Origin of the sequence: Winogradskyella pelagia (genome assembly GCF_017581965.1) — a bacterium.
In the GTDB taxonomy this organism is placed as follows: Bacteria; Bacteroidota; Bacteroidia; order Flavobacteriales; family Flavobacteriaceae; genus Winogradskyella; species Winogradskyella pelagia.
Genome location: NZ_JAGEVF010000009.1, coordinates 114,045 through 135,738, shown reverse-complemented (window position 1 = coordinate 135,738; position 21,694 = coordinate 114,045). Strand labels below are relative to the sequence as shown.

Below are 21,694 nucleotides of genomic sequence, written 5' to 3'. Positions count from 1 at the left end.
TTTTCCAAAAATGATTTGGTTATGAGAGCCCTGATAATGATGTTTATTTCAATCCTAGTTTTTAGTTGTAAAAATGAGAAGCAAAATACGACTGGACAAGAAAAAGTAGAGTCAAAAACAGATTGTCATCCCGCTGGTGGGCGCTCTCAAATCTTAACCTCCTTAGACACTACTTCAAACCAAAGTATTGCAACTCAAAAAAACGATATTCTTATTTCAAAAGAGATAAACACTTCAAATAGTTCTTACACAGATACGCCTGACGGCATGGTGCTTATTCCAAGCGGCCAATTTATGATGGGAGCAAAAGGCAATTTAGCTTTGAGACGGGAATATCCGCGACATCCTGTTAAAGTGGATAGTTTTTATATGGATAGTCATGAGGTTACCAATGCCGAATTCAGGGCCTTTGTTGAAGCTACAGGGTATGTAACCATTGCAGAACGACCTATTGATTGGGAAGAATTAAAAAAGCAAGTCCCACCTGGAACCCCTAAACCTCCTGAGGAAGCGTTGAGACCAGGCTCTTTAGTATTTACACCACCACTGCAGCAAGTAACCGATTTAAGTAATTATTTTCAATGGTGGCAATGGACCAATTATACAGATTGGAAACATCCTGATGGACCCGACAGTTCTATAGAAGGAAAAGATAATCACCCTGTGGTGCATATTGCCTACGCTGACGCCTTAGCCTATGCCAAATGGGCCGGTAAACGCTTACCTACCGAAGCAGAATGGGAGTACGCCGCTAATGGCACATTAGACGACCCCATTTACCCATGGGGAAACAAAGATGTTAACGCCTTGCCCTATGAATGTAATTTCTACCAAGGCCGTTTTCCTAATACAAATACAGGAGAAGATGGCTATGTTACTACAGCACCTGTTGGTAGTTTTGCCGCAAATGGCTATGGCCTTTTTGATATGGGTGGTAATGTTTGGGAAATTACAGCAGATAATTTTGACGAAGAGTACTACAGTATGCTTTCCACGACAGCAGCAAACATAAACCCAAAAGGGTCAGACCGGAGCTATTATAGTGCTAATCCTTATGCCAAATTCACAGTTATTAAAGGGGGCTCCTTTTTATGTAACGATAGTTATTGTGCTAGTTACAGAGTTTCGGCCAAGATGCCTTTAGAAACAGACTCGGCTATGAACCATGTGGGCTTTAGATGCGTAGCTGATATTTCTAAATAATTAAAGGCGTTCAAAAAATAATGACTAATTTGTAACATCCATTTGAATTAACCAATATGAAAAAAATTTCACTGCTTTTAGCATTAATTATTGCCCAATTGTCGCTTGGACAAGACGCCGATACAGACACAAAAAAACGCGCCAATGAAGTTGGGATTGAATTCCTTGGTCTAATTGATGGTCAAACTATGATAAGTTACGAAAGATCATTTGGTAAACATTGGTCAGGGCTTATAGGAGCTGGACCAAAATCTAAAGAAGGTTTAGTTAATATTTCTGGCATAGATGGCCCTAGCATTCAAACTGGTGACGTATTCTATACGGGTTTCAAAATCCTTTTAGAAGGGCGCTACTATGTCAGCGAACACACAAATGGACGAGCCATAGGATTTTACTTTGGTTTTTACACTAAGTTTTCTGATTTTAATTCTGATTTAGTTGGAACTTATACCGACAGCGCTGGAGATCAATTTAATGTCAATTTTGATGCTGGAATTAATGTGGTCTCTGCAGGTTTTATGGTCGGGTACAAGCTACCCTTAAGTAAGCGCTTAGCTATTGACTTTCTTATTGCTGGTCCTGGCGCAGGGAACTATAGTTTTAGTATACAAAACAAATCGGATGATTTACCAGAATCATTTTTTGACGATTTAAATGATGCCTTAGAAAACATTAGTTTACTCGATTTAATTGAAGCTGATTTTGAATTTGACAGAAGCAAACAACGCAGCAGTTTTACAGTACCTTCCTTTAGGTACGCCATAAGTTTAAAGTATAATTTTTAATCGTTGATGAGGATATTTTTTGTTGTTCTTTTTGTTTCAATAAGTGCTACATCTTTTACCCAAAATGATACCATTCGTGTAAAAAATGGCAACGTTTTATTCGGTGAAATCAAAACACTGAGATCTGGGGTATTAACCATGGAAACCCCATATAGCGACAAAGATTTTAATATTGATTTCAGTAAGATTGAGCTCATAAACATACAACGTAAGTGTTTTATTGTATTATCGGGCGGCAGACGATTAACGGGCTATATCAAATCACAAAAACCTAATGAATTTACATTTACGTATCCTAACGGAGCGACTGAATCTTTCAGAATGCGTGAGTTAATTATATTAGATGAACTCTATGAACGCTTCTGGAAACGATTAAGTGGTAACATTGATTTAAGTTATAATATCACAAGGGCAAACAGTGCAAGGCAATTTACCCTTGGTGGAGGACTGTCCTATAGAGGTCCTGTTTGGTTATCTAGCGCTAAATTCACCTCCCTCGATTCTAGACAAGACAACACGGAAAATATAAAACGCACGGATATTGATGGGCAATTACAACGAATCCTGCCAAAAAACTGGTATTTATTAGGGAATATTAGTTATCTATCAAATACGGAACAAGCCCTGAATTCGCGTTATAGTATTCGCGCAGGAGCAGGACGTTTTTTAGCACTAAACAATAAATTATCTTGGGGGGTGAGCGGTGGGCTTAACCTAAACCTTGAGAATTTTTCTGATGACACCCCAGATCGAGAATCTACTGAGATTTTTATTGGCACAAATTTTAATATGTTCGATTTTAAAGATTTTAGCCTTAATACCAATCTTGATATTTTTCCGAGTTTGAGTGAGAGTGGCCGTTGGAGGGCTGATTATAATCTGGACATTAAATGGGACTTGCCTTTCGATTTTTATTTAAAAACCAATGTACAATTCAATTATGATAATCAGGCCGCTGCTACCGGTAGTAATTTTGATTATATTTTAACTACCGGTATCGGCTGGAGTTTTAACTAAGCTCATCTCCCTTTATTTTTAACCTTGCCTAAAAATAATCATAGTAGTGATGATTAAGCAATTGCCTAATATATACTTTGCCATACGCATTGGATACAAGTCCAGTTTTTTGCTAGTAAAATAATACGTATATTTAACTTAGCTTATGTTCTAATACCCATTCCTAGGTACAAGAACTACACCCTCAGATCTCATAAAGCTGAAAAAAGTAACTAATTCAAATATCATCAAAAATGAAAAATCTTCTTATAGCAACCGGTTTAAAACTAAGTTTTAGTTTTTTAGTTCTAATTTCATTTTCTAACTTAAGTTTTGCTCAAGATAACAGTTCACAAAATGATGAGGTACAGCAAAAAAAAGAAAGGAAAGCCAAGAGTTCATATAAAATTTCAGCTGGCGTCAATTTCAACAATCTAAGTGTTGATGCTGCAGATAACCTAGAGTCAAAGACCGATGTAGGCTATAACCTCGGCATCTCTTATAAGCGTGGTCGCTTTTTTTACTATGAAATTGGAGCAAGATATAACCAAAGGGCTTTTGAAGTACTAGACAGTAATGACCCAGCAAATATTATGACTAATGACTTAAAAGTTTCTGCCTTTGATGTCCCATTAACTGCTGGAATTAACATAACCTCTTTTGCCGATAGACTGATAGGTCTTCGTGTTTTTATTGGTGCTGTACCCTCCTTTACCCTGAACAAGGACGTCGATAGGACTGGTTTAGAAAAAGATGATATCGAGGATATTATGTTTTATGGTCAAGGCGGTATAGGAATTGACATTGCCTTCTTTTTTGTTGAAATTGGTTATAACTATGGTTTTACTGGTATTATAAATGATATTGAAAATCTAAGTAGTAAATTCAATCCAAATCAAGCTTATTTTAACTTAGGGTTCAGATTTTGATCGCCTGTTGTCTAACTGCTTAGTTTAGTTGAAGTTTTATTCACTTAACAACACTCATTAACTCATTCATTTCAAAATAAGCACAAGCCCTAAACTTTAACAAACTCAGGAGTTACTCAATTAGGAATTAATTATTTTATTCTGCCTTTTTTTTAGACAATATACTTTTTGGTAATAAGATTTGTAGTTGAAAACGCCATTGCCATTCGGGTCCAAAATCGGGACGAATTGCATTATAATAGAGCTGTGTTTGCAGGTTCACCGGAAGCTTCCCGCCTAGCATAATCACCTTTCCTCCACCTGCACCAACTGGTATAATCCATCGCTCATCTGAATCTGCTGTCCAGTCGGCAGTTATAATTGGAGCACTATTCACATACCAGCCATCACCCAACTGTCTTACCACAAATAAATTAAGCAGCATTCTGTTTACCTCTTCACGATTAGCATCGCCTGCAAAAGACCAGGTATTATTGGCCAAAGCCCCAAAGGTCCAATCACCAGGTTGGACTAACATCACAGCCGATGGTCCCGCACTCCATTTCTGGGTACCTCGGTTAGCCCCACCCGTAGGGAGTTCAATTACTGGACCCGCTCCCCAAGTAATACCCGAACTTTCTGGCACATAAAAAGTAGTGAATACAATATCGCTAAGTCCTGAACTAAAGGTGCCACTTTCACTTCCATAATCTGGTATATTAACAATCGGAATGATGGTTCTTGTGATGACGCGTCCGCCTGCTAAGGGGATAACTGGTTGAATGTTCAGGACATTGGTATTGCGGTCAAAAGGACCCTGGTTCATGTTTAGGTTATTCTGGAAGGGGAAACTCATCAAGTCGGCCAGTGGATTGGCGGCCTGAGTTGAGAGATTTTCTTCAGCATCCTCTTGCTCCTGTGCTAGCAGGACCAGAGGGGATAAATACAATAGCATTAATAAGAAGGGGAATATACGTTTTAAATAATCTGATGAATTCATAGTGGTATTATTTTAGTTATTTTATAGTATTGGAGTCATGCGGTCATCATAAACTCATTCGCAACGCTTAAGCACATTAATTTCCCAGCAACCCTTTAGACCTTGTTTTTTTTTGACATTATTGATTCAATTGTCCTAGATTCTTCTATGCGATACCCCATGTTTCTTAACTAACTTCTTTATTCTTTATTTACAGGTTTCACATCCGGAAAAACCCAAGTGCCGTCAAGTATTTCTTCGCGCGGCATATATAATCTTACCGTATAATTCCAGCCTTCGGTTATATGCAGGTAATTAGAGCTGTTAGGATCACCACCAAAATGAATGGTAAAAGAACCATCTTCATTGGGCGTACCCGTAATATTGTTGACGCTATAGGCCTTGTATTCATTTTCCTGGAAATAACCATCCTTATTGTATAAACTTATAGACCAAAATGCATCTACTGGCACATCTTTAACAGTAAGCTCATAAGCGCCTATTGGAAGGTTTGGTTCAATGGTTAGATAAAATGCCTCATACTCAGGCAAACCACCCCATCCAAATGCTGTTCCAAGCAAATGACGTACCTGATCAACTTCTTCCTTTTTTCCAAACATTCTCTTGGTTTCTGGCATACCTTTGCTTAATTCAAGTAATGGCTTATAAGTAGCTTCATAACTTGCCTTATCATAATTAGGATAAGTATAAGGTTTTGATGAATTAGCTTTAATGCTAACCCCATCTTGAATAGCCAATACCTTCTTAACATCCTCAGGATCGAAAGAATTTACAAGGATGCGTATGGATACCATAACGTAGGGTGTTCCGAACTTTTTCATGCCGAGTTTATAGGTGCCCGCTTTATGATATATCTCGTTAATGTAATGATCTTCATTGACTACCATTACTGAAACATATCGTCCATTTGTTTCTGGAATACTAAGTGTTGCTCCTTTGCTAATATCAACAATGGCTGCACTGTAGTATGTGTCTCTATTCATTCTAATAACAGTTTGTTTATCTAGAGGTGTGGGATTACGAAAATGTATGAATTTATTGACTTCGCCACCCTCTACCAGTGATAGTGCCCTATCGAATTGAAAAGCTGTTTCGGCACGTGCAAAATTATCTACGTTTACAATTACGGGTTCGTCTGATTGTGCAGACAGATTAAGTGTCAAAAATATGCCTGCAATGAGAGCTGCAAGACGATTGATTTTTTTAATTCTTATTAACATGATTTTCTTTTTTTATTAATGTGACCTTTCTTTTAGTATGCTTTTAAAATTGGTGGATTCACCCACTCTCCATTTAATGCTTCTTCTTTAGGCCAGTATAAGCGCATAATGACGCTAAAAGGCGCTTCAGGTGCCGGTAGCCAATTGGGTTCCTTATCTTTACCTGGAGAAGACTCCTGAAAATATAAGGTGATCCCACCATCCTCATCATGCACAAAATCGTCTAGCATGGTCGAATTCAGTAAATAACGGTTAAGTGAATTCTCCACGAGTAAACTTGGAGGCAGTTCGTACATTGTCAAGGACCAGAAGGAGTTGACCGGAGGCAGTTCACCCGGCCCAAAGCGCAGTGTGTAAGTATTAGTTCCGTTTAATGCTTCGCCATCGGCATCTACATAATAAGATGGGTAAATAGCCTCAGCTTCACTATTACCCCAAATACCCAAAACAGCAGCAGCCATTCTGTAGAGGTAATTGTTCTTCAGAAATGCTCTTGTACCGAACACTTCACCAGATCCAATCTCTCCTGCGTCAGCCTTAGCTTTGAGTGAGGCAAAATCTCCCCATGCATCGGCAATTCCCTGACCAATGGCTTCCTGAATTTCGGGAGAAAAGCTATCCCAGTTAAAAGCTTTACCAGCCCCTATATTTAATTTGCCAAAGCGCTCCATGAGTTCCTTTTCTGAAGTGTGCGTAGGGCAAAACTGTAAGACAAAATTTAATTGTTCGAATATCTTAGGCGTTTCTCTGATCTCTTCCTGCGATAATGGCGCGATAAAGTCAATTTTAGGAGCAGCTGCCGGAGCCGACTGACCCAGGAAGGTAGAAAGAGATTGAACTTTATAGCCCGCTTGTATCTCTTTTACCTTGTCGAGATCTTCAGGGTTGTAAAGCTGGGTTCTATAAATAGCCAGCATGAGTTCTGTTTCGCTTTCAATTTGTTTCGTGATCCCTTCAGGTACTTTCCCATTCCAACCGGGTCCAGTTATTAAGAATTGGCCGCCCTCGTTGCCTGTGGTTCGGCTTCCAAGGTATTCGAAATTATGAGTATACAGGTCGATCAGCTGAATACTGAAATAACGATCCTCCTCAATGGGCGGTACTGTGAGTACCATGGGTTCTGAGCGTAAATCTAAGGCAAGAAAACTATAGGGCGTATCAGAGTTTGGAGTCTGTACCGCCTTATCTTCGTGGGTGTAAACATTAGGTATGTTTTTGATTTCATTCCAGCCGGCTTTATAATCGGGACTGGAGGCATCCACAAAATAGCTGTACATTATACGGTAGCCATCTACTGCAGGATTGCCATAGATATACGCCTCTTTGGCAATGGTGCGCGCTTCTTCAGGGGTGATTTCTTTTTCTTTTTGGGTGCAGGAACTCAACAATGCAAATATGGTAATGAGCACCCCTCCTAAAATGAATTTAATTGAATGTAAGCTTTTCATAATGCTATAATTTTTAATTGTTATAATTTAACTGCCTTCGGCGCCTTCCAAGTTTTCATTTTTTCCAAATCCGGCGCATATAGCCTGAGGATAATATTGAGCCCTAGGTCTTCCCTTTGAATCGGTAGCCAGTTTTCGTCAGGCACGCCTTCGGGCTGTTCGGCAGCGATATAGATTTCGATACCTCCCTCGTCATTCAGCTTAAAGCCGGAATTCTCACCCACGCTGTATTTTTTTTGCTCATTCGGGATAAAGAAGCCATTGACTTCATCGTAAAGGGTTAATGACCAGAAGGCATTAGCCGGGGGGTAATTCATCTGCCTTCATTTGAATAACATAGTCGTTCATCGCGTTCATCGGAGTGCCATCTGCAGTGGAAATGGCAGGGTACATAGCTTCCTTAGCAGGCTGGCCGATAGGGCCAACGATGGAAGGAAACAGCATAGGCTCCAGACCAATAGTGCCTTTGGGTTGAAAAATCAGTGGGAGCATTGGAGGCATCCTCTCCGGATCATTCATGATGGCGATTTGCTCATCCCTGATCTTAATGGATACTTCCCTGAATTTCTTCCCATCAATTTTTACAGCGGTTTCAGGATTGTATTCCTGTCCCGGCACAATGCCAAGGGGTTTATATACCGCAAGTACTTTTTGATCCAGCTCAAAATTCGGATCGAAGGTGGTATGATTAAAGACGAACTGCATCACTTCCAGGAGGTTGTTTTCAAAAATATCAGCATCGGTTTTGCCATATGAAGGGAAGTCCACGGTATCGGCTTCCATACGCGCATTGCCCAGGTATTCAGCCAAAGTCATGCCTTTTATCGCTTTGATCTGATCAATGATACGTTGATACCGTTCCTGTTCATTGGCATGAGGCATCACACGCAACGTAGCCGAAATAAAATCGCCTGTCATCTCCACCACTTCATCAATGCCTTCAATGTCTTCTCCGTTATAACCTTCCGTGCGTTCCGTATAAAACAGGATGGTGGTAGGTTCCTGAAAATCGCCTTCAACCGTTGATAAGGGGATCTGAACATAGTGATCATACCCACTGGTCATGAGCGAAACGTACTTTGATTCGAAGGCCGGAAACTCGAATACTGCGGCATCTTTTCTTAAATCAATCATCGCTAATTGATAGAGCACATCGTTATTTGGACGAGCAATAAAACGAGCCGTGTGATCGAGCAAGTCTGTGTTTTGCAAGCCTTTGTTATAGCCTTTGGTAGATAAGCCTTCTTCGGCAAAGGCCAACTTTTGGTTGACGTTGTACATGGCCACATACTGGTAAGAGCGTTTTACAATGTCTTCCATTTGTTCATCGCTTAAAATGGCAACGCGATTCTCGTCGGTTTCAACGGTGGTTTGTTTTTTAGTCTCACCACAGCTGACGATTAAAAATCCTATTAAGATGGTCAGTAATAATTGAATATTTTTCATGGCTTGGTTTTATTTTAATATCACTTTATTTATGATCTTGAACTAATGTAGACGGAATAATAACGGCGCTTTCAGGGTCATAACGGTCAAACAATTCCAGAACGCGAACCACTTCTTTCGCATCTCCTTTCATCACTTTAATTTCGCCATTATCGATTAAATCTTGAATGGACCCTGAACTCAAATATACCTTTGCCCAGGCTTCCCCGGATAATTTAAGCACATGGTCGGCTTCAGATGGGTAGGTCTCAAGGTCTTCAATATATTCTGCCACGGCGCGCCTCACATGCAATCCTGCACTAGTACCATCATCAAAGTCAAATCGCAGTATTTCGTTGGTTTCACCGCTTTTTGCGGGATTGATCCGAATTCTGAAATAATCGACAAAGGTGCCGGGGAAAGCTTTGATGGTTTCTGGCGCAGGAGGAATCACTGTAGGAATGGTCACTTTCCCTTCTAGCGCCAAGGCTTGCGACATCAGGTGCGCACGATTATTCGATCCTGTCGAAACATAAGCCATCTGCCGAAGGGCTTCGGCTTTTATCTTTCTAGCATCCTCGTCTGTGTGATCCAATTGGTAGAGGTAATTCACCAGGTGTGCTGCCCATGAATACTCTTTCTTATTCATGGCTTCATTGGCAGCTGCCAGTACCTTATCTCGCCCTCCCATTAAGGGTACAATACGTTTAGCTTCGTCTAATGGAGATACCGGTGCAAGATTTGCCGCATCGTTATCGTACCAACCAACAGACTGGTAATAGATAGCTGGAGGATAAGCAGATACCTCACCATAGTTTTCAAGATTGTTAGGAACCGCCTTTAAATACTCCGGAAGTTTTACCAAATGACGCAGTTCATCAGGTGTTTTTCCGCCAATAATTCCTCTCAAGGTTTGGTCTAGTACAAAACTTGCTCCATCTAAATAGCCTTCTAATCGTTTTGCGACTTCTTCTTTTCCAACCACTGGTTTTGCCGCAGCCGAAATGAGCACTTCAGGCTCTAAATCACGATTAAATTTTAATCCCTTGATCCATAGACGTGGATCGCGAAAAACATCACCCCGAACAGAATACAATTGTGGTGGACTCGACCACAGCATCGTGGTAAATAGAATTTTACGCTCAGGAAGCCAAACCGTTGTGTGCACTTTATCATCAGAACCATACTTGGTGAAAAACTGCATTTTCTGACCTAGAACAGTCATTTCCTGACCATCCTCAACCGGTGTATTTACGGGTAAAAAGTCTAGTGTGAAATCTTCAGGAAACGTCGTATTTACGACAAAGGCATCTGGACCTTCTTTTGGCATAAAGGCGTTAAACTGGATTAAGCCTCTGGCTGTTAGATAGGGTCCGATCTCTGGGAAATAGGCTGGAAATCCCGCTGCCTTCATGTTCGATTCAACCACAGCGTTAAGATTGGGATGACCTATGATCATGATATCTTTATTGCCTTCTGCAAATACTCCCGCACCAAAAGCAGTATGCGAGTGTCCATAGATTATGGCTTTAATAGGTTTGTCGCTAACAGTTCGAATGGCTTCCAGCAGAATTTCGCCGTCATGCTTGGTGTCACCACAATCAAAAGCTATTAATCCTTCCTCAGTATCAATGATTGAAATAGGTGCAAGTCCGTAGCCACCAAGCACCCAAATGCCTTCAGCTGGCTGTTCTATAGAAGGCTCAACCCAGGCTACTTTATCAATTCCGTCAATAAGTCGCTTGTTGGTAATTGCTCCATTGGGGGCTTCTACGAGTTCTACCTCTCCGCCCATGTATGGTGAGTCACTCTGTGTTGTAACTGTTTCGCTTTTGTTGTTGGTTTGCTTGCAACCTATGATAGTGAATCCTAATAGGATTGCAATGCATAATTTAATATGTTTCATGTGAATCGTTTTTTTTCTTTTATAACTCATATGAGTTTTTCAGATTTATATAATGCAGCTTCTATAAGGCGCCTTCAAACTTAAACGCCGCCTTATTGCAATAAGCCTCAGCAACTGTCAATTTCAGGATTATACGTATACCTTGTTTCTATAAATGAAATGCCAATCCTATCCCTCCAGAAGAGGTATTTCCACCTCCGAATTCGAAAATAATACCGAATGAATTACTGAATTTATATTCTACACCAGCGTGCAGGTTTAAACTAAAATCATCCTTGTTGCTATCGCCAGAGACAACGGCACCGGCATCAGCCCCAGCCCAGATATCCCATGGCTCAGCAAGACCTAACAGTCTGTCAAAATAAAAATCTCCTCTACCCCCTACTGCAAAGGTGTTTTCACCACTGAACCAGATCCTGGCCGTAGGCGCCAGGGTAATATCCTTGGCGACCTGAATCTCGTAATTCGCTGCAATACTGGAATTACTTCCAAATTTAACGAAGGTATTTAAGGCATTTCCATATTCCTGGGCTGCCATTTGTGTAAAGCAAAGGACTATAGCCATAAGGCAAAGGGCGATGTGGTTGTTATAATTTTTCATAATGTTATCTATTCATTGTTGGTTATGTATCTGCTCTTAAGAAATTCTGTAAATCTAAAGTAGATTTCAGATTCATAAAATGACTTGGATCACCTTTAATAAGTCGTTCTTACTAATGCGCAGCAACTGCTATTTTCAGAACCAATATAAAGTTGGGTCCAAGGGTTAATCGTTGTTCTATTCTTCCAGGTATTTAAAATGCAGCTTCTTTAAAGTTCCTTCAAATTCAAAAGATCCCTTATCAAAATAAGCATCAGCTACTGGTGAGTTCAGATCCATACCTACGTCGAAGGTTTCAGATGCCGTGAAGATTAGAGGAATAGTGCGTTCCACTGTTCCGGTGGTAGCTTCCTTTCCGTTAATCCAAAACTTCAACTCAGCTGGTGCTGCGCGCTCCAGGGGTGTTTTCATTTCGTAAGTAATGTTCACCTCGCCTTTAGGCAGTGCACCTACTTTTATTTTGGTGCGTTTCAGGAGCAAGGAACTGTATTCATAGTAAAGCTCCCCATTCATAGCATAAAGGCTTACCCCACCGGCGTAACCACCCATGGCGAAAATCACCCCATTAACACCTGCCGGTACCTCGCCATCAATTTCAACACGGATGTTGCCGCTACGCACATTCGGGGCCTCGCTTTCAGGGATACGGGTCATCCCCTCAAAGAGTGTCCATTCGGTGTTGGAACTCTTCTTAAAATCCTGTGGATTGAGTGCTGTATACATGGCGCCACCAATAGGCAACACCTTATTTTCTATGGCTTCCTCCATAAAAAGCTTTTTCATTTCCTCCAGTTTTTCGGGGTTTTCAGCTGCTAAATTGTTCATTAGCGTGAAGTCGTTACTGAGGTCAAACAACTCCCATTCATCCTCATCGGGATTCCAATTAGAAACATCTGGTAATGCGGCAACCCAAGGTTTACGCGGACCAAAAGCACTGGCCATCCATCCGTCATGATAGATCCCACGGCTGCCCATAATGTCGAAATACTGCGTCTTTTTTAATTCCGGGGCATCCGGATCATTAAAGGTACTGGCAAAGCTCACGCCATCCATTGGATCTTGCTCATGGCCATCCACAACTTTTGGATGCGGTATTTCCAAAATATCATAAAGGGTAGGCACGACATCGTTGACATGCAGAAACTGTGAACGAGGGGTATTGTCTGGTTTAATTTCTTTCGGCCAGGAAATCACCATAGGTGTTCGTGTACCTCCAAAATCACCTGCTATCAATTTGGTATAGCGGAAGGGGCTATCTCCTGCCCAAGCCCATGCGGCATGATACATATTGTCCATCTTTGGTCCTCCGAGCTCTTCGAGGCCGCCCAATTGTTCTGCAATTTCGATATGTTCTGCTATTGTAGAAGGGATGCCATTCTGTGAGTTCAACTCTGCAACACTGCCCTCCACACCTTCGGAAGAGGCGCCATTATCAGAAAGAATATACATGACGATGGTGTTATCTCGTATGCCTCTTGCTTCCAGTTCATCAATGAGTTTGCCGGCTTGCACATCGGTATGCTCTAAGAAGCCAGCATAGACTTCCATCAGGCGAGCTTGAAAGGCTTTTTCCTCATCCGGAATATCTTCCCAGGCGGGCATACCTTCCGGGCGTGGAGGAAGAACAGCATCTTCAGGAATCCAGCCCATGGCCTTTTGACGTTCAAAATTTCGCTTTTGATAGGCGTCCCAGCCATCATCAAATTGACCTTTATACTTATCTGCCCATTCTTTAGCGACATGATGTGGGCCATGAACGGCTCCAGGGGCCCAATACATCATAAAGGGACGATCCGGATTAATAGCCAAATGTCTTCGTATCCAGGTGATGCCTTTTTCGGCCATGGCTTCGGTAAGGTGAAAATCTTCGTAATTTTCAGCATGAGGTGTTTCAATGGGCGTCGTATTTTCCCAAAGTACAGGTTCCCACTGCGAGCTTTCTCCGGCCATAAAGCCATAGAAATAATCATAGCCTCTTCCTGTTGGGGTACGGTCATAAGGGCCATTGGCCAATTGATCGACCGGTGTATTGTGTTCTTTTCCTAAGGCAGCTGAGGAGTAACCATAATGACCCAGGACTTCAGTAAGGGTTGCCGAAGATTTAGGAATAACACCCGTGTAACCATCCCAGTCGTTGCCATATTCAGCAATCATTCCTGAACCTACACGATGGTGATTCCGACCCGTCATTAGTGCCGCCCGCGTTGGTGAACACATGGCTGTGGTGTGAAAGCGGTTATAAGCAATGCCCTCTTCCCGCAGCTTCGAAAGTGTAGGTGTTTTGATCTCACCACCAAAGGTGCTGGGATTACCGAAGCCCGCATCATCTAACATAATGATGAGGATATTCGGTGCATCTTCAGGAAGGTAGCTTGGAGTCTCTCGCCATTTATGGACAGATTCCTGCATGGTGGGCCCTACCTCGCCACCCATGGGTGGTGATGGAAACGGTAATACCTCTTGTGCCGCATACGTTGTTTGGTTATTCTCCGTTTCATTACAACTGAATACAAGTAAACCTACTATAATTAGGCTAAATAATTTCATTTTCTCCATGGTTATTCCTTATTTGATTAGTCATTAAGTTTGATTGTTTCGACAAAGAAAAAACAACTACACCTAGCCACAACCGCAGCACAATTGTAAGGTTGCTCTTCTAATCTTTCAAGTTAGTAAATTCGAGAGATAAATTTTAGACAGCTATGTATAGTATATTTGTAAGCCATAGTGCCTACGGGCTCTAATTAGTGCGTAATGAGGAGTACAGTCTTGAATTAGAGAATTGCATTACCGTTTGAAGTATGTCCTTGGCATGCTTTTGTAGAGTGGCTGACGATAAATCTTCAGGATCTAAGCGCGAATACCAGGCCTCTCCTACCGTAATCCATAACTTCAGCAAGTCTTGCTCAGTTTGAGTATAGTGACATTCCTTTGCAAAAAGTTTTAGTAGAAAAGCATTGGCCGATAATTCATAGGTTCTGAGATATAAATAATTGTAAGTGGGATGATGCCGATTACGAAACAACTGTAATGAAAATTGAAGTGGCATATTGTACTCAGCCAGAAAATCATAAAAATCGGGAAATAAGTGTGTGATGTTATCTTTTCCAGACTTATTAAACTCTACGGCAATATCCCAATGCAGGGCACAGAGCTCCTCAATAAAGACATCCATATCCCCAAAAAAATGGTAAAAGGAAGCTCTTGCAGCCCCAATTTCCTTACTTATTTTATTTATACTGATATGTTCTGGGCCAAATTCCGCGAAGTGTTTATAGCCTTCGTTGAGCCACTTGGACTTTTTATCGTTTTGCATGGTTAGGGTCATGGATTGCTTAACTTATGTTGAAAGATAGTAATTCTTTTAAACCCATAGAAGCCCAGCGAACAATTTTTGAATACTAAAAAAATAGTACTTTTAAAAATAAATAGTCGTAAGATGAGAGCAAAACGTATCCTTTTCTCGCTGGTAATTGGGCTAAGTATGGCAACGAATGGGCAGGTCACCTCTTTTAATTTTGATAACGACACTCAGAAAGACTGGAGCTTCAGTTTTACGCCTTACGCCCTATTGGCCGCTCAGTCTACCGATGTGGGGGAGGAAAGTATTAGACAATCATTTGATGATCTTGCTTCACTGACCAATGCGGGATTTCAATTTGTAGCCAGCCTTCGATATCAGCGCTATTCTTTGAGTGTTGATGGTACCTTTGCCACTTTAGGCGTAAACGAACGTCAAGGCCCTGCAAGTATTGACTTGGAAGTCAAACAAAGTATTATGGATGTTTCTGCCGGCTATGTAATTTTCAGCACCTTTATCGATAATACTGATAATATCGCAAAGGGTTGGTCAATTGAAGGCACCTTAGGCGCCAAAAACTGGGTGAATGATCTTACTATAGATTTTAAAATAGAACTCGAACAGCTCGAAAATGATTTTATCATTCGCACCAACGAAAATCAGAGCTGGTGGGATTTGATGCTTGGAGTACGTACCAATGTCTCCTTATCTGATAAAGTATTTTTAGGTGCGCGTCTGAGTGTTGGTGGATTTGGCATTGGAAACTCCTCAGATTTTAGCTATGATTTTGTCTATCTCAATGTGTTTAAAGTCCTGAATTATATGACTATTAATGCGGGCTTCCGGAATTTTAACTATCAACGTACTGACGATGGTGTGGATACCAGTGTCAATGTCATTGGTCCGCTTTTGGGCCTTTCGTTTTTTATTTAAAGACTGAACGAAATACCAATACTTTACATTAGTAATGTAATAGTGGATTTTACAAAATAAATGATAAGGCTTAATTTATAAAAACTACCAAAACACCGCCTGACAACCAATGCCAAAAGTTGTGTAATCGTTCCCAATAGTTGTGCTTAAGCCCGTAGTACCACTTAGCCTAATGACATAATTCTTAGAGAGCGGTAGCGCCAACGATAGACCAACCCTATTATTTGTTTCAGGGTCTAGCCTCTCACCATTCCCTGTTGTGACCGCTCCTCCAAAACTTTGACGCGTAGAGGCGGCTATCCATAAGCCATTATTAAAAGCATAGGAAACATGAGCTTGCAAGGTGGCCAAAGGATTTTGAGACCGCGTAGCCCCCAAAAAATTAGTATTATCTGTAAACAACCACAACCCTGCGTAGGCTTCGAACGTGAAATTTCTAAAGGCATGCCAAAGGCCTATTTGCGGACTAAAGGTCCAACGGTTAGTGCCAAGATTAATGAGTCTATCCGGGTCATATTGCCCTAAAGGCACTTGCATTCGCATGGTAAGCCCAATAATTGTCTCAGGCTCAAAATCTGAAAACTCTTCTTTTGTTAAGGCTGGTGCTCCTTTAATAAAAACCGCATATCTAATCACGGGATCAGCCATACCAAAACGATCGGTGCTTTGGGACAAATCTGAAACTTGACCATCCCAGAAGCCTCTAACAAGTGGTAAAACAACATCAAACCGCCCTGCTGCACCAAGAAATTTTGTAGCTCTTGAATAGGCAGCATTTATGCCGTGAATAGAGGCATCAGTATCCGTAATTGGAATGGTCTTATCAAAAAGCAGGGCACCATAGGAGTAGGTGTAACCCAACGTAATTACATTTGTACCTACTGGCGCTGGAGCATATACTCTTGGCTGTATATCTTGAGCTCTAAGATTAGAGACTCCTAGTAGAATAATCACATAGCATAATATTGTTTTTAAAACTGAATACATCATTTTCTAATCAGATAACCAATTTTTGCCACGCACTCCGAACCGGTAATTTAAGGAAAAAAGACCTGCTGTGCGATCACCCAGAAATTGCGCTTCTGCCCTAAATTGCCAGCGATAATTAATTTGCCACTGCGCACCTACTAACATATTCCAAGGGTTGCCTATTTCTTTATTAAACGAATATCTAATATATCCATCGTTTACGCTATTTGAAAGATTGTTTAGCCCATCACTTAGCCTGTTATAAAGACCTTCATATAATACTTGTTCAATTGGGCCTAAATTGTTGTACCAAGAATCGAGTTCAACTATAAGATTATCAACGGCACCTGGAGCATCTGGTGCCAATTCTTGCACAGAAATACTACCAACCGTTTCACCGTCTAAATGACTATACATGGCTCCTGTCCATAGTGTAATATTCATATCTGGATTGTTCTTAAATCTAAATACTGGTCCTGCCCTTAAACCAGAAATAAATACTGTAGCGGGATCGTCTAAACGCTCATTAAAATTCCATGTGCGATTGGCATCCAGTGAGAAAAAAAGTGGGCCAACGGCTCCAGCAGCCATAAGACCAAATCCGAGATAAGTACCACTTACCTCCGTGGTAACGTCTAATGGAATTGGATCAATAAGTCTGACACTAATATCTGCCTTTTTGGTTTGACCAACAATCCCATAGACATTTAAAAATGGTAATACCCATGTATCTACCCTAAAATTAAAAGTACTGGTTTGGGCACTGATATCATCGAACCTTACCACCTCGTCCAAATTTATCATATTGGGCCCCTGAGTATCGGAAAACCGGCCAAAACCTAATTGTAAATCATTTAGGGATAAATCTTGTGTACCGACCAATGTGTTGAACATAACACCGGTTGGATATGGCAGTCTAATTTTTGCCTTATGGACTTTATTACCCATAATTGGTAAAATGTACGGGTATGGTTCACTAAAAAAAATAGAATCTTTTTCGCTATGAGCCGTAGGAACATTTTGTGCGGATAAACTGTCACAACCTAAAGCTACAAAAAAAATAAAAGTAAAAAATGTGATTGACACCCTAGAAAATAGATGAAAAATAGAGAACATATTGTAAAACTTAAGTATGACTTAAAGTTAGTTATTTTGAGGACGCTGCTCTAGACACACATGTATAATTGTAATCGGTTTGAGTAAAAATACACTAGCTTGAAGGATTGTAATCTATGTCATTTAATTCTTCGATAATTATTAAGTATATTTCGGTAGGATTTATAAGACATGACCAAACTAGACCAAAAAAGAAAATGGACTAAAACCTTGCAGTTTTTTGCTGCCTACCTTGTTGCTGCATGGACCTTTTTACAATTCGTGGATTGGATTTTAAACCGATATGAGATCTCTCCAAATTGGGTAGATTTTTTACTGTGGTTTTTTATTGGAATTATCCCATCACTTATTATTTACCTCTATAACCAAGAACGCATTAACAGTGGCATCATAAAACTTTGGGAAAAAATTATTATTCCATTAAACTTCGTATTACTTGGTGTTGTACTATATTTTGGTTTTGGCAATAGTGATTTAGGTGCAACAACTAAGGAAATCAGTTATACCAACGATGAAGGTGGTCTGGAGACCCAAGTGATTACCAAGGAAGAGTTTAGAATTGGGCTCCCCATTTTTGAGTTTGAGCAAGAAGTACAAGACACAAGTTATACTTGGCTTGAAGACGGTATTCAAGAATTATTGTATCAAGATTTACTTCAAGACAAACACATTTCCCCTTATGAATCTGATTCTGAAGGGACTGTTAACAAAGTTGCTGAATCTAGAATTTTCAATGAATTTTATTTAGATGGCACCTACAAGGTTGTTGACAGTGTCTATACAATTAAGCCTACCCTGCGAAATGCAAAAAACGGAAAAGTAATTAAAGAGCAAGTGTTTAAAGGTGATAATTTACTGAGCCTTCTAGATGATATTACCGTTTTTGTAAAGAACAATGTTGGGCTTCTAGAAACGCAGCGTGACTTTTATATTGATTTAAACCTAAGTGAGTTTTACAGCAATTCTTTAGAAGCTATTAAATATAACTTAGACGGTAATTACAAAAAGGCTCAAGAATTAGATTCTACATTTTCCATTTCCTATTTTGAAAATGCCTTTAGGTTTATACGCTATAGTTTTGGTTCTGAGTCCGAGAAAAATGTTATTGACAAGGCCTATCGTTACAGTAATAAATTGCCTCTTCAGATGCAATTACAAATTAGAATTCTAAGACATATTGCTTATGAAGAATGGGATATAGCAGAAAAACTATTAAAACTCCAACTGGAAATTGACCCTAGTAACGAAACTTATAATCGGTTGCTTTATGCAGTATATGGCGAAACCAAACAAACAGAAGCTTTTCTCAAGCACGCTGAGGAACGCTACGAAAAGAACAAAAGTATAGACAATGGCACTTACCTCCTACATGCAAGCCTAGTAGCAGGTCGTTACGATGATGTCATTAGAGCCATAAGAGCTTTAGAGTTGGTACAACCTAATAATCCTGATTTATTTTCATACAAGATTCGTCCCCAATTGTTAAAAGGAAATATTGAGGCTGCCCGAAAAACTCAGGAACGTGTAAAACTAATGCATCCAGAATGGGAAAATTTCTCTAAAATATTTGACACTATTATTAACTATTTGTCCAAAACTGAAATTTCTAAGATTAAAAATCAACAATTCGTTGGTAAGTATCGCCATCAAGCAACAGAGCAAACTTATGAGCATTGGATTGAGAATAATAGATTGGTGACTTACGTATCCAACCAACGATTGTATGCGCCTATTCCCGCAGGTGATGATGCTCTTGTCATTGGCGGCTATATTAACAGGAGCCTTACCCATATAAGATTTTTAAAAGATAGTACAGGAACGATCTACGGTACAAAAAACACCAACTATAATTTTAACGACCCTGCTTCTTTTTATTACTGGACTTATGATGAGAGTATCACGACTGCTGAGCGCTCACTTATGGACGGAAAACTTGAAGAAGCAGAAGTTTTATACAAAAAAGCCATTGCTAGACACCCTAAACATTATTTCCTCAAATTGGCTCTGCAGCATATTGAATACCTAAATTCCATAACAACTGAAGAACTAAAAAATCAATTGAATACCATCACTGGTACATATGGACCTCGTAAATTTTGGGTAAAAGACGGTAAGCTTATGTATCAGAGAGGCGGGAATCCTAAGTTACATTTATTACCTATTTCTAAAGAGCGCTACATTGCCCTTCCAAGATATGGTACACAGTATGCTTTTGAACAGGATGAGTCGGGCAGATTAGCCTCTGTGGTGTATGCTTATAATAATGAGTTGAACAGATGGGACAAGCTTTTGGAGCAAGAAAATTACCTCTTAAAAGATGAGGATTATTAACCCAACCACCCTTCTCTATCCAAACTACGATACTGTATAGCTTCACTGATATGATTGCCATTGACAGAGTCCGAACCTTCTAAATCTGCTATAGTTCTGGCAACTTTTAAGATTCTATCGTATGCTCTTGCTGATAAATTCAAGCGTTCCATAGCCGATTTTAAAAGTTGAAGTGATGCGTCATCCAATTTGCAGTATGACCTAATCTGTTTGGTATTCATTTGGGCGTTGTAATGCACATTTTCTAAATCCTTAAAACGTTCAGTTTGGGTTTCTCTGGCCTTAGTCACACGCTTTCTAATATCAACAGAAGATTCTCCTTTTCTATCGTCTGACAATTTTTCAAAAGGAACAGGTGTGACTTCTATATGGATATCGATACGATCTAATAAGGGGCCAGAAATTTTACTTAAATAGCGTTGCATTTCAGCTGGTGATGATGTCACTGGAGCATCTGGATCATTAAAATAGCCGCCAGGACTTGGATTCATACTGGCTACCAACATAAAAGACGATGGGTAGGTTACTGTAAACTTTGCCCTAGAAATGGTCACTTCGCGGTCCTCTAAGGGCTGGCGCATCACCTCCAAAACTTCCCGCTTAAATTCGGGGAGTTCGTCCAAAAATAAAACGCCGTTATGTGATAGGGAAATCTCTCCGGGTTGTGGGTAACTTCCGCCACCAACGAGGGCTACATTTGAAATCGTGTGATGAGGGCTTCTGAATGGTCTCTGCGCCATCAATCCGGCATGGGCTTTTACCCTGCCAACAACCGAATGTATTTTTGTAGTTTCCAACGCCTCGTGAAGCGTCATAGGTGGCAAAATACTGGGTAAGCGCTTAGCCAACATTGTTTTTCCTGAGCCTGGAGGACCAATGAGTATAATATTGTGACCACCTGCTGCGGCAATTTCCATGCAACGTTTAATACTCTCCTGCCCTTTTACGTCTGCAAAATCGAACTCTGGGAAATCGAGATTTTTATAAAACTCTTCACGTGTATTGATAACTACCTTTTCAATAGGCTCATTTTTATCAAAATGATTGATGACCTGTTTGATATTCTCTACGCCATAGACATCCAGGTCGTTTACAATAGCAGCTTCCTTCGCGTTTTGCATGGGCAGGATAAACCCTTTAAAACCTTCTTCTCTTGCTTTAACAGCAATAGGCAAAGCACCTTTTATAGGCTGTAAACTACCATCGAGGGAAAGTTCTCCCATAATAAGATAATCTTCTAAGTTTTCTGCCTTTATCTGATTTGACGCGGTCAGGATTCCAACAGCCAATGTTAAGTCGTAAGCAGAACCTTCCTTACGTAAATCAGCAGGTGCCATGTTTATGGTAATCTTTTTTCCGGGAATGCGATAACCGTTGTTTTGAAGTGCAGCAGCAATGCGATAATTACTTTCCTTTATGGCATTATCTGGTAAACCTACTAAATGATAGCCAATGCCAGAATCTACATTGACCTCAACAGTAATCGTTGTGGCCTCAACACCAAATACAGCACTACCATATACTTTTTTAAGCATCTATTTTTGTTTACCTA

18 protein-coding genes are annotated in these 21,694 nt (G+C 40.3%); 6 read left to right on the top strand and 12 right to left on the bottom strand.

Annotated elements, in window-relative coordinates; all coding sequences use genetic code 11:
* Positions 1-21: 21 nt before the first annotated feature.
* From J4050_RS11850 to J4050_RS11835, 4 genes are all read left to right on the top strand, one after another.
* Positions 22-1,203, top strand: coding sequence for a formylglycine-generating enzyme family protein (locus tag J4050_RS11850; RefSeq protein ID WP_208154798.1), 1,182 nt, complete (start codon positions 22-24; stop codon positions 1,201-1,203).
* A gap of 56 nt (positions 1,204-1,259) precedes the next feature.
* Positions 1,260-1,988 carry a DUF3575 domain-containing protein gene (locus J4050_RS11845; protein WP_208154797.1) on the top strand — a complete coding sequence of 243 codons (729 nt, stop codon included), beginning with the start codon at positions 1,260-1,262 and terminating at the stop codon, positions 1,986-1,988.
* Positions 1,989-1,994: 6 nt separating this feature from the next.
* Positions 1,995-3,005, top strand: coding sequence for a DUF481 domain-containing protein (locus tag J4050_RS11840; protein ID WP_208154796.1), 1,011 nt, complete (start codon positions 1,995-1,997; stop codon positions 3,003-3,005).
* A 233-nt stretch (positions 3,006-3,238) separates the two neighbouring features.
* Complete coding sequence (locus J4050_RS11835) at positions 3,239-3,913, top strand: outer membrane beta-barrel protein (protein ID WP_208154795.1); 675 nt, start codon at positions 3,239-3,241, stop codon at positions 3,911-3,913.
* Positions 3,914-4,049: 136 nt separating this feature from the next.
* On the opposite strand, the gene J4050_RS11830 is transcribed toward J4050_RS11835, so the two are convergent.
* From J4050_RS11830 to J4050_RS11790, 9 genes are all read right to left on the bottom strand, one after another.
* Positions 4,050-4,892: a hypothetical protein gene (locus tag J4050_RS11830; protein ID WP_208154794.1), complete on the bottom strand. Its 843-nt coding sequence runs from the start codon at positions 4,890-4,892 to the stop codon at positions 4,050-4,052.
* Between the two features lie 179 nt (positions 4,893-5,071).
* Positions 5,072-6,112 (bottom strand): DUF1214 domain-containing protein, encoded by a 1,041-nt coding sequence (locus J4050_RS11825; RefSeq protein ID WP_208154793.1) that lies wholly within the window; start codon positions 6,110-6,112, stop codon positions 5,072-5,074.
* 32 nt (positions 6,113-6,144) lie between these two features.
* Positions 6,145-7,560: a DUF1254 domain-containing protein gene (locus tag J4050_RS11820; RefSeq protein WP_208154792.1), complete on the bottom strand. Its 1,416-nt coding sequence runs from the start codon at positions 7,558-7,560 to the stop codon at positions 6,145-6,147.
* A 20-nt stretch (positions 7,561-7,580) separates the two neighbouring features.
* Positions 7,581-7,877 (bottom strand): DUF1214 domain-containing protein, encoded by a 297-nt coding sequence (locus J4050_RS11815; protein ID WP_208154791.1) that lies wholly within the window; start codon positions 7,875-7,877, stop codon positions 7,581-7,583.
* Positions 7,858-9,006, bottom strand: a complete 1,149-nt coding sequence (locus J4050_RS11810) for a DUF1254 domain-containing protein (protein ID WP_208154790.1) — start codon at positions 9,004-9,006, stop codon at positions 7,858-7,860. The genes J4050_RS11815 and J4050_RS11810 overlap by 20 nt, the downstream gene beginning before the upstream one ends.
* Positions 9,007-9,031: 25 nt before the next feature.
* Complete coding sequence (locus tag J4050_RS11805; RefSeq protein WP_243878626.1) at positions 9,032-10,891, bottom strand: alkyl sulfatase dimerization domain-containing protein; 1,860 nt, start codon at positions 10,889-10,891, stop codon at positions 9,032-9,034.
* Between the two features lie 148 nt (positions 10,892-11,039).
* A complete protein-coding gene (locus J4050_RS11800) occupies positions 11,040-11,492 on the bottom strand; it encodes a hypothetical protein (RefSeq protein WP_208154789.1) in 453 nt (150 codons plus the stop codon).
* A 177-nt stretch (positions 11,493-11,669) separates the two neighbouring features.
* A complete protein-coding gene (locus J4050_RS11795; RefSeq protein WP_208154788.1) occupies positions 11,670-14,048 on the bottom strand; it encodes an arylsulfatase in 2,379 nt (792 codons plus the stop codon).
* Positions 14,049-14,232: 184 nt separating this feature from the next.
* The gene (locus J4050_RS11790; RefSeq protein WP_208154787.1) at positions 14,233-14,820 is read right to left on the bottom strand and encodes a TetR/AcrR family transcriptional regulator; all 588 of its coding nucleotides are present in this window, start codon (positions 14,818-14,820) and stop codon (positions 14,233-14,235) included.
* 111 nt (positions 14,821-14,931) lie between these two features.
* Here J4050_RS11790 and J4050_RS11785 point away from each other — a divergent pair, with 111 nt between their 5' ends.
* On the top strand, positions 14,932-15,726 hold the full coding sequence (locus tag J4050_RS11785; protein WP_208154786.1) for a hypothetical protein: 795 nt from the start codon (positions 14,932-14,934) through the stop codon (positions 15,724-15,726).
* An 84-nt stretch (positions 15,727-15,810) separates the two neighbouring features.
* Here J4050_RS11785 and J4050_RS11780 read toward each other — a convergent pair whose 3' ends face one another.
* Both J4050_RS11780 and J4050_RS11775 read right to left on the bottom strand, forming a co-directional pair.
* Positions 15,811-16,716: a transporter gene (locus J4050_RS11780; RefSeq protein WP_208154785.1), complete on the bottom strand. Its 906-nt coding sequence runs from the start codon at positions 16,714-16,716 to the stop codon at positions 15,811-15,813.
* A 3-nt stretch (positions 16,717-16,719) separates the two neighbouring features.
* On the bottom strand, positions 16,720-17,643 hold the full coding sequence (locus J4050_RS11775; RefSeq protein ID WP_208154784.1) for a hypothetical protein: 924 nt from the start codon (positions 17,641-17,643) through the stop codon (positions 16,720-16,722).
* 339 nt (positions 17,644-17,982) lie between these two features.
* Here J4050_RS11775 and J4050_RS11770 point away from each other — a divergent pair, with 339 nt between their 5' ends.
* A complete protein-coding gene (locus tag J4050_RS11770; protein ID WP_208154783.1) occupies positions 17,983-20,142 on the top strand; it encodes a tetratricopeptide repeat protein in 2,160 nt (719 codons plus the stop codon).
* On the opposite strand, the gene J4050_RS11765 is transcribed toward J4050_RS11770, so the two are convergent.
* Positions 20,139-21,677 carry a YifB family Mg chelatase-like AAA ATPase gene (locus J4050_RS11765; protein ID WP_208154782.1) on the bottom strand — a complete coding sequence of 513 codons (1,539 nt, stop codon included), beginning with the start codon at positions 21,675-21,677 and terminating at the stop codon, positions 20,139-20,141. The genes J4050_RS11770 and J4050_RS11765 overlap by 4 nt on opposite strands.
* Positions 21,678-21,694: the final 17 nt, after the last annotated feature.

Bases quoted from the DNA above. Each gene is read 5' to 3' on its own strand.
- J4050_RS11845 (WP_208154797.1), top strand. From the start codon at position 1,260: ATGAAAAAAATTTCACTGCTTTTAGCATTAATTATTGCCCAATTGTCG.
- J4050_RS11835 (WP_208154795.1), top strand. From the start codon at position 3,239: ATGAAAAATCTTCTTATAGCAACCGGTTTAAAACTAAGTTTTAGTTTT.
- J4050_RS11765 (WP_208154782.1), bottom strand. From the start codon at position 21,677: ATGCTTAAAAAAGTATATGGTAGTGCTGTATTTGGTGTTGAGGCCACA.
- J4050_RS11775 (WP_208154784.1), bottom strand. From the start codon at position 17,643: ATGGGTAATAAAGTCCATAAGGCAAAAATTAGACTGCCATATCCAACC.
- J4050_RS11795 (WP_208154788.1), bottom strand. From the start codon at position 14,048: ATGGAGAAAATGAAATTATTTAGCCTAATTATAGTAGGTTTACTTGTA.
- J4050_RS11850 (WP_208154798.1), top strand. From the start codon at position 22: ATGAGAGCCCTGATAATGATGTTTATTTCAATCCTAGTTTTTAGTTGT.
- J4050_RS11840 (WP_208154796.1), top strand. From the start codon at position 1,995: ATGAGGATATTTTTTGTTGTTCTTTTTGTTTCAATAAGTGCTACATCT.
- J4050_RS11770 (WP_208154783.1), top strand. From the start codon at position 17,983: ATGACCAAACTAGACCAAAAAAGAAAATGGACTAAAACCTTGCAGTTT.
- J4050_RS11830 (WP_208154794.1), bottom strand. From the start codon at position 4,892: ATGAATTCATCAGATTATTTAAAACGTATATTCCCCTTCTTATTAATG.
- J4050_RS11820 (WP_208154792.1), bottom strand. From the start codon at position 7,560: ATGAAAAGCTTACATTCAATTAAATTCATTTTAGGAGGGGTGCTCATT.
- J4050_RS11825 (WP_208154793.1), bottom strand. From the start codon at position 6,112: ATGTTAATAAGAATTAAAAAAATCAATCGTCTTGCAGCTCTCATTGCA.
- J4050_RS11790 (WP_208154787.1), bottom strand. From the start codon at position 14,820: ATGACCCTAACCATGCAAAACGATAAAAAGTCCAAGTGGCTCAACGAA.
- J4050_RS11805 (WP_243878626.1), bottom strand. From the start codon at position 10,891: ATGAAACATATTAAATTATGCATTGCAATCCTATTAGGATTCACTATC.
- J4050_RS11780 (WP_208154785.1), bottom strand. From the start codon at position 16,716: ATGATGTATTCAGTTTTAAAAACAATATTATGCTATGTGATTATTCTA.
- J4050_RS11800 (WP_208154789.1), bottom strand. From the start codon at position 11,492: ATGAAAAATTATAACAACCACATCGCCCTTTGCCTTATGGCTATAGTC.
- J4050_RS11815 (WP_208154791.1), bottom strand. From the start codon at position 7,877: ATGAATTACCCCCCGGCTAATGCCTTCTGGTCATTAACCCTTTACGAT.
- J4050_RS11810 (WP_208154790.1), bottom strand. From the start codon at position 9,006: ATGAAAAATATTCAATTATTACTGACCATCTTAATAGGATTTTTAATC.
- J4050_RS11785 (WP_208154786.1), top strand. From the start codon at position 14,932: ATGAGAGCAAAACGTATCCTTTTCTCGCTGGTAATTGGGCTAAGTATG.